The following is a 6,925-nucleotide window of genomic DNA, read 5'->3' as shown; positions in this document are numbered from 1 at the left end:
CCCGATAATATTGGAAATCTTGGCCGAAGACTGGGTGATCCGCTCCATGGCGTCATTGGCCTGCGCCATCACCGTGCCGCTCTCGGCGGCGGAATGGGACACGGCCGAGGCCTTGCCCGCGGCGTCGCGGGCCATCTTGGCATTGACCGCGACCGTATCGGCCAGCGTATCCATGGCAGCGGCGGTTTCCTCGATGGTCGCCGCCTGACGGGTGGTGCGGTCGCTGAGGTCATTGGCGCCCGACAAGATTTCGCTGGTGGCGGCCTTGAGCGAGCGCGACGTGGCGCGCAACTGCCCGACCACTTCGGCGAAGCGCGTCACCGTGCCGTTGAGCGCATGCCGCAAATCTTCGAATTCGGGTTGGAACGCGGTGCCGATCGTGCCAGTCAGGTTGCCCTCGGCCAGCTGCTGCAGACCCGCGCCCACGGCAGCGACGGCCTGACGGCGCGCCGTGACCTCGGTGGCGAACTGCACCACCTTGTAGGGCACGCCGTCGAGCCCCAGAATGGGCGAGAAGGTGCTCTGGATCCAGACTTCCTTTCCGTCGTGGGCGCGGCGGCGATATTCGCCGCTCTTGAACTGGCCGGCGGCCAGATCCAGCCAGAATTGCCGATAGGCCATGTCTGCCGGATCGACATCGAACAGGAACTGCGCATTGGGGCGCCCCTGCACGTCGGCGAGGCGATAGCCCAGCAGGTTGAGGAAATTGTCATTTGCCGTCAGCACCTCGCCGGTCATGCTGAACTCGGCCACCATCTGCGACATGGAGATGGCATTGAGCTGGCCGGTATGGTCGGCGGCCACCACCAGGTGGCGCTGGGTTTCTTCACCCAGTTCCGCCACGCGCTCGGCATTGGCCCGGAACACTTCCACCGCGCGCGCCATGGCGCCGATTTCATTGCGCCGCTCGGTATAGGGCACTTCGGTGGCGAGATCGCCCTCGGCAATGGCGCTCATCACGCCAGAGAGGCGCGGTATGGGCCGGGTGAGCAGCCGCGACAGCAGCAGTGCCATGATACCGATCAGCAGCAGCGCAGCCCCGCCTACGGCGATCAGCATGGTGAGGTTCTTTCCGACCACCGCCTCGATCGGGCCGCGATCCACCGCGACCAGCAGCGCCCCGATGACGGTGCCGTCAGCCATGGCGATGGGCTGGTAGAGCGTGAAATATTCGACGCCATTGATCACCTCTTCGGCGCGCGTCTGGCTGTTGGCCATCATGGAATCGAACAGCGGCGTGCCGGCCAGGATCGGGGTATCGAGCAGGCGCTCGCCATCGGCTTTGAGCAGGCTTGACGTGCCGACATTGAAATCGGGGCCGACCTCGCTGTCATAGACATAGATCGCCGCCTGCTGGCCGGCGACCCGGGCAATGGCGTCGATCACGTCATGGCTGCGGAAGCGCGGCATGGACCGCATGGTGAGTGCTGCGATATTGCCGGCCTCGTCCGGAACAATTTCGAGGCTGGGCAGGTTGACCCGCAGGATTTCCGCGGTGATGCGGGTGGCACTGGCCACCTCATGTTCCGCATCGCTGCTGGCGGTGCCCGAGAGGCTGATGAACAGGCCCAGCAACACTGCGCCGATGGCAATGGCGATGGAACAGATGGCCATGGCGGCGATGGCGAAGGTGAGGCGGATATTGCCCAGCAAGGAACCCATTCTGCGTCTCCAATGGCACGCGCGCCCTTCTGGACGCGATCTGTCGGGGTGCAGAGTGGGGCCTTTTTCTTAAGCGAGTGTTTATGCGGGGTAATTGATTAATCAGTTCAAATACTTGCCCAAGATTTGGGCATATCGCACAAGGGGCGTACGAAAGCGCCGCCTGCAACGCGGTTTTCATTGCGCCATTCGGGCATAGCCCTCATGGCCTGCCCACCTAAAATCGATCCACCGGATCGATTTTGCCCACGGCACGTGGGCAGACCCGTGGTCGCTCGCCACGCGCGGCTAGGCCGCCCATGCGGAGTGATGGGGAGGAGCGTGCCACAGGTTTTGGGGAGGGGGGGATAAGTTGGGGATGATCTTCTTTCTCCCCTTGAAGGAGAAGGTGCCCCGAAGGGGCGGATGAGGGGTCCTCCTGCCATCCACACACATGTAAGCATGGGCGGACGCAGAACCCCTCACCCAGCCCCTCCGCTGAACGCGTCGGGGCGTCCCTCTCCCTCAAGGGGAGAGGGGGGAGCCGCGGTGAATGGGTTGGCACTAGGCTTCAACACCCACTATGTCATCCCGGCCTTGGGCCGGAATCCATCCTGAAATGCCGCGGTGCTCACTTGATCCACCTCTCGGCCGCGGCACGTGTCCGGGATGGGCCCCGGCTCAAGGCCGGGGTGACACCGTGGATGTGAGAGGAGGGAACGCTACGTCGAGGCGGTCGCCTCAATACAAAAAGGCCCGCGACAAGTCGCGGGCCCTGAAATCTCTGAACCGACGCCGATCCTAATGGATGTGGCCCTGGTTGAGCTGACCGGCTTCGATGGCCAGGTTCAGCAGGGCGCTGACGACTTCCTGGGCATAGGAACGGTCTTCCGGCGTCGGCGCGGCGGCCAGTTCGGCCTCGGCCGCCTTGATCTGGGCGGCGAGGTCGGCATGATCGAATTCGGCATAGGGCACGGACTGTTCGGCCAGGATGGTCAGGCCCTCGGGCGAGACGTCGGCAAAGCCGCCCTTGACGAAGAAGATCTCGTCGCGGCCGCCCAGGCCATTGACGGTGATGAAACCGGGCCGCAACGTCGTCATGAACGGCGCATGGTCGCTCATCACGGTGAAATAGCCTTCCGTGCCCGGCACCGTGACCGAGGTCACGACTTCCGACAGCACCAGCCGCTCGGGCGACACGATCTCGATCTTGAGGCCTTCAGCCATAGTTTTGGTCCCTTAGCGGAGAGCGCCCGAGAATTCCGGGCTTATGCGCTGGGCTCGCCGCGAACGACGAGCCCAAATGGCAAATCAAGCGGCCTGGGCAGCCAGCTTCTGGGCCTTCTTGACGGCATCTTCGATGGTGCCGACCATGTAGAAGGCCGCTTCCGGCAGGTGATCATACTCGCCGTTCACCAGGCCCTTGAAGCCCTTGATGGTGTCTTCGAGCTGCACGAACACGCCCGGCGCGCCGGTGAACACTTCGGCCACGTCGAAGGGCTGGCTCATGAAGCGCTCGATCTTGCGGGCGCGCGCTACGGTGAGCTTGTCCTCTTCGGAAAGCTCGTCCATGCCCAGGATGGCGATGATGTCCTGCAGCGCCTTGTACTTCTGCAGCACTTCCTGGACGCGGCGGGCGGTGTCGTAGTGCTCCTGGCCAACAACGCTGGCATCGAGGATGCGCGAGTTGGAGGCCAGCGGATCCACGGCCGGGTAGATGCCCTTTTCCGAGATCGCGCGGTTCAGCACGGTCGTCGCGTCAAGGTGAGCGAACGAGGTGGCAGGCGCCGGGTCGGTCAGATCGTCGGCGGGCACGTAAACGGCCTGCACCGAGGTGATCGAGCCCTTGTTGGTGGTGGTGATGCGTTCCTGCATCTGGCCCATGTCGGTGGCCAGCGTCGGCTGGTAACCCACGGCCGAAGGAATACGACCCAAGAGAGCCGACATTTCGGCGCCGGCCTGGGTGAAGCGGAAGATATTGTCCACGAAGAACAGCACGTCCTGGCCCTGGTCGCGGAAGTTCTCGGCAACGGTCAGACCGGTCAGCGCGACGCGGGCACGGGCGCCCGGCGGCTCGTTCATCTGGCCGAACACCAGGGCGCACTTCGAGCCAGCGGCCGAGCCACCATGCTCTGCGGGGTCCTTGTTCACACCCGATTCGATCATTTCGTGATAGAGGTCGTTGCCTTCGCGGGTACGTTCACCCACGCCTGCGAACACCGAATAACCACCATGGGCCTTGGCGACGTTGTTGATCAGTTCCTGGATCAGCACGGTCTTGCCCACGCCGGCGCCGCCGAACAGGCCAATCTTGCCGCCACGCGCATAGGGAGCGATCAAGTCCACCACCTTGATGCCGGTCACGAGGACCTGGCTCTCGGGCGACTGGTCGACAAATGCCGGGGCTTCCTGGTGGATTTCGCGCTTGGCGGTCTCGCCGATCGGGCCGGCTTCGTCGATCGGCTCGCCGATGACGTTCATGATACGGCCCAGGGTCTCGATACCCACCGGCACCGAGATGGCGCCGCCGGTGTCCGAAACTTCGGCACCGCGAACCAGGCCTTCGGTGGTGTCCATGGCGATGGTGCGCACGGTGTTTTCACCAAGGTGCTGCGCCACTTCCAGAACCAGGCGCTGGCCATTATTGGTGGTTTCGAGTGCGTTCAGGATCGCTGGCAGGTGGCCGTCGAACACGACGTCCACGACGGCACCGATGACCTGCGATACGCGACCGGCCTTTTTCTCTGCCATTTTTTCGTCCTTCGCTTCGATTGCTTAGAGCGCTTCCGCGCCCGAAATGATTTCGATGAGTTCTTTGGTGATCTGGGCCTGGCGCTGGCGATTGTAGCTCAGCTGCAGCTTGCCGATCATTTCGCCGGCGTTCCGCGTCGCATTGTCCATGGCGGACATCTGCGCGCCGTAGAACGAAGCGGAGTTTTCGAGCAGGGCCTTGAGGATCTGCACCGAGATGTTGCGCGGCAAGAGGTCCTCGACGATGGCCTCTTCGCTCGGCTCGTATTCATAGGGCACAGCCGAAGCTTCGGCAGCGCCTTCGCCGGCCGGCTTTTCGAGCTTGGCCGGGATCAGCTGCTGGGCCGTCGGCACCTGGCTGATCACGCTGCCGAACTTGGCGAAGTAGAGCGTCGCCACGTCGAATTCGCCGGCATTGAACATGGCCAGCACCTTGTCCGCGACCTGCTGGGCCTGCACGAAGCCGACCTGCTTGATCTCGCGGAAATTGAAGGTGTCGACGATATTGTCGGGATACTGACGCTTGAGGATGTCATTGCCCTTGCGGCCAACGGTCAGGATCTTGACGGTCTTGCCCTCGCTGATGAGCTTGGCCGCATGCTCGCGGGCAAGACGGGCGATCGACGAATTGAATCCGCCGGCCAGACCACGCTCGCCGGTGGCGACCACCAGCAGATGGGTCTGATCCTTGCCCGTGCCGCCGAGCAGCACCGGGGCATTTTCCTGGCCGTCATAGACGGCACCAAGCGCAGCCAGCACCTTGCCCATGCGCTCTGCATAGGGGCGCGCCGCCTCGGCCGCTTCCTGGGCACGGCGGAGCTTGGCCGCCGCGACCATCTGCATGGCCTTGGTGATCTTCTGCGTCGACTTGACCGAGTCGATGCGGTTCTTGAGGTCCTTTAGCGACGGCATGACGTCGTCTCCTTCAAGCCCTTAGGCCGCGTAGGTCTTCTTGATCTCGTCGAGGGCGGCCTTGAGCTGGGCCCGCGAGTCATCGGAAAGGGCCTTCTCGGTCGCGATGGTCTTGAGCAGTTCGGCATACTTGCCGCGCATGGCCGACAGCACCGACTTCTCGAAATCGCCGACCTTGTTGACCGGGACCGAGTCGAGATAGCCATTGGCGCCGGCAAAGATCACCACAACCTGCTCTTCCATCTTGAGCGGGCTGAACTGGGGCTGCTTGAGCAGCTCGGTCAGGCGCGCACCACGGTTCAGCAGGCGCTGGGTGGCGGCATCGAGATCCGAACCGAACTGGGCGAAGGCCGCCATTTCGCGATACTGGCTGAGCTCACCCTTGAGCGAGCCGGCAACCTGCTTCATCGCCTTGACCTGAGCCGAGGAGCCCACGCGGCTCACCGACAGACCGACGTTCACGGCCGGGCGGATACCCTGGAAGAACAGGTTGGTCTCGAGGAATATCTGGCCATCGGTGATCGAGATCACATTGGTCGGGATATAGGCCGACACGTCATTGGCCTGGGTCTCGATCACGGGCAGCGCGGTCAGCGAACCCAGACCGTGGTCTTCGTTCAGCTTGGCGGCGCGCTCGAGCAGGCGGGAATGCAGGTAGAACACGTCGCCCGGATAGGCTTCGCGGCCCGGCGGACGACGCAGCAGCAGGCTCATCTGGCGGTAGGCGACGGCCTGCTTGGTCAGATCGTCATAGGCGATCACGGCATGCATGCCATTGTCGCGGAAGAACTCGCCGATGGCGCAGCCGGTGAAGGGGGCAATATACTGAAGCGGCGCCGGATCGGAGGCGGTTGCCGCGATCACCACCGAATACTGGAGAGCCCCGGCTTCTTCGAGCTGGCGCACGAACTGGGCAACCGTCGAGCGCTTCTGGCCGATGGCCACATAGATGCAATAGAGCTTGTCGGTTTCCGACGCATTGGCGTCGTGGGCCGGCTTCTGGTTGAGGAAGGTGTCGAGAATGATCGCCGACTTGCCGGTCTGGCGGTCACCGATGATCAGCTCGCGCTGGCCACGGCCGATCGGGATCAGCGCGTCGATGGCCTTGAGGCCGGTCGACATCGGCTCATGCACGGACTTGCGCGGCAGGATGCCCGGCGCCTTGACGTCGACGCGGCGGCGTTCGGTATGCTCGATCGGGCCCTTGCCGTCGATCGGATTGCCCAGACCATCGACCACGCGGCCGAGCAGGCCCTTGCCGACCGGGGTATCCACGATCGAGCCGGTGCGCTTGACGACATCGCCTTCCTTGATGGAACGGTCATTGCCGAAGATCACGACGCCGACATTGTCGGCTTCCAGGTTAAGGGCCATGCCCTTGACGCCGCCGGGGAACTCGACGAGCTCACCGGCCTGCACATTGTCGAGGCCATAGACACGGGCGATACCGTCACCGACGCTCAGCACCTGGCCAACTTCGGAAACCTGGGCTTCCTGGCCGAAATTCTTGATCTGGTCCTTGAGGATCGCAGAAATTTCCGCGGCTTTGATGTCCATTATCCGACCTCTTTCATGGCGATCTTCATCGCAGCGAGTTTTGTCTTGAGGGAGCTGTCGATCA

5 protein-coding genes are annotated in these 6,925 nt (G+C 63.4%); all 5 read right to left on the bottom strand.

What is annotated here, in order from left to right; genetic code table 11:
- The coding region (locus tag V6M52_RS07550; RefSeq protein ID WP_332700584.1) for a HAMP domain-containing protein at window positions 1–1,662 on the bottom strand (1,662 nt) is incomplete at its 3' end.
- A gap of 780 nt (window positions 1,663–2,442) precedes the next feature.
- Window positions 2,443–2,868: a F0F1 ATP synthase subunit epsilon gene (locus V6M52_RS07545; RefSeq protein ID WP_332685621.1), complete on the bottom strand. Its 426-nt coding sequence runs from the start codon at window positions 2,866–2,868 to the stop codon at window positions 2,443–2,445.
- A gap of 84 nt (window positions 2,869–2,952) precedes the next feature.
- On the bottom strand, window positions 2,953–4,392 hold the full coding sequence (gene atpD, locus V6M52_RS07540) for a F0F1 ATP synthase subunit beta (protein WP_332685619.1): 1,440 nt from the start codon (window positions 4,390–4,392) through the stop codon (window positions 2,953–2,955).
- 24 nt (window positions 4,393–4,416) lie between these two features.
- Window positions 4,417–5,304 carry a F0F1 ATP synthase subunit gamma gene (locus tag V6M52_RS07535; RefSeq protein ID WP_332685617.1) on the bottom strand — a complete coding sequence of 296 codons (888 nt, stop codon included), beginning with the start codon at window positions 5,302–5,304 and terminating at the stop codon, window positions 4,417–4,419.
- A gap of 21 nt (window positions 5,305–5,325) precedes the next feature.
- Complete coding sequence (gene atpA / locus V6M52_RS07530; RefSeq protein ID WP_332685615.1) at window positions 5,326–6,861, bottom strand: F0F1 ATP synthase subunit alpha; 1,536 nt, start codon at window positions 6,859–6,861, stop codon at window positions 5,326–5,328.
- Window positions 6,862–6,925: the final 64 nt, after the last annotated feature.

Source organism: Devosia sp. (genome assembly GCF_036676215.1).
Lineage (GTDB): Bacteria > Pseudomonadota > Alphaproteobacteria > Rhizobiales > Devosiaceae > Devosia.
Note: the sequence above shows the minus strand (reverse complement) of the source record. Positions and strands in the feature narration are given on the sequence as shown.